Origin of the sequence: Lamprobacter sp., assembly GCF_034860625.1 — a bacterium.
Taxonomy (GTDB): Bacteria; Pseudomonadota; Gammaproteobacteria; order Chromatiales; family Chromatiaceae; genus Lamprobacter.
The window spans coordinates 1-1,545 of the sequence record NZ_JAYESN010000485.1; the positions used below are offsets into that span (position 1 = coordinate 1).

Annotated in this window: 1 protein-coding gene; it reads left to right on the forward strand. The window is 62.1% G+C overall.

What is annotated here, in order from left to right; translation table 11 throughout:
- Nucleotides 1-1,545 (forward strand): HsdR family type I site-specific deoxyribonuclease (locus VBE63_RS29085; protein WP_323686460.1); only part of this gene is annotated, 1,545 nt, incomplete at both ends.

Below are 1,545 nucleotides of genomic sequence, written 5' to 3' on the forward strand. Positions count from 1 at the left end.
CCGCTGCATTACATGCTGGTCAACCTCAAGGACTGGTGCAAAAACCACTTCGAGGTCATCCACCAACTGCGCATCAACACCGACAGCAGCCACCACCGCTATGACGTGATCCTGCTCATCAATGGCCTGCCGCTGGTGCAGATCGAGCTGAAGACCCTCGGCATCACCCCACGCCGCGCCATGGAGCAGATCGTCGACTACAAGCACGACCTCGGCAACGGCTACGCCAACACGCTGCTCTGCTTCATGCAGCTGTTCATCGTCAGCAATCGCACCAATACCTACTACTTCACCAACAACCACCCGCAGCACTTCGCCTTCAACGCCGACGAGCGCTTCCTGCCCATCTACCAGTGGGCCGAGGAGGATAACCGCAAGATCACCCATCTGGATGACTTCGCCGAGGCCTTCCTCGCCAAATGCAGCCTCGCCCGGATGCTCAGCCGCTACATGGTCCTGGTCGCCAGCGAGCAGAAGCTCATGATCATGCGCCCATACCAGATCTATGCCGTGCAGGCCCTCATCGACTGCATCCACCAAGACCGCGGCAACGGCTACATCTGGCACACCACCGGCAGCGGCAAGACCCTGACCTCGTTCAAGGCCGCGACCTTGCTGAAAGACAACCCCGACATCGAGAAATGCCTGTTCGTGGTCGATCGCAAGGATCTCGATCGCCAGACCCGCATCGAGTTCAACAAATTCCAAGAAGGCTGCGTCGAGGAGAACACCAACACCGAGACCCTGGTCCGGCGCCTGCTCTCCGAGGACTACGCCGACAAGGTCATCGTCACCACCATTCAGAAGCTCGGCCTGGCGCTGGATGAAACCAGCAAGAAGGCCCAGCAGCACAAGGAGAAGGGCAAGCGCACCTACAAGGAGCGCCTGAGCCCCCTGCGCGACAAGCGCCTGGTGATCATCTTCGACGAGTGCCACCGCTCCCAATTCGGCGATAACCACAAGGCCATCAAGGCGTTTTTCCCCAAGGCGCAGCTGTTCGGCTTCACCGGCACGCCGATCTTTGAGGACAACGCCAGTTACGAGACGATCGACGGCACTGTTGGCACCTACAAGACCACCGAAGACCTCTTCGAGAAGTGCCTGCACGCCTACACCATCACCCACGCCATCGACGACCGTAACGTCCTGCGCTTCCACATCGACTACTTCAAGCCCGAGGGCAAGCCGGCCAGCGCAGCCGCCGCCGAGGCCCACGCCAGCGCGGCCAAACCCACCCGCGCGCTGAGCCAGCGCGCCGTGGCGGACGCCATCCTCGACAAGCACGACGCCGCCACCGACCAACGCCGCTTCAACGCGCTCCTGGCCACCGGCTCCATCAACGACGCCATCACCTACTACGCGCTCTTCAAAGAGCGCCAGGCCGAGCGCGCAAGCGCGGCGCCGACATGGCGCCCGCTCAACATCGCCTGCGTCTTCTCGCCGCCCGCCGAGGGCAATCGCGATGTCAAGCAGTTGCAGGAAGACCTGCCGCAGGAGAAGGCCGACAACCAGCAAGAGCCCGAGCGCAAGAAGGCCGCCCTGCAA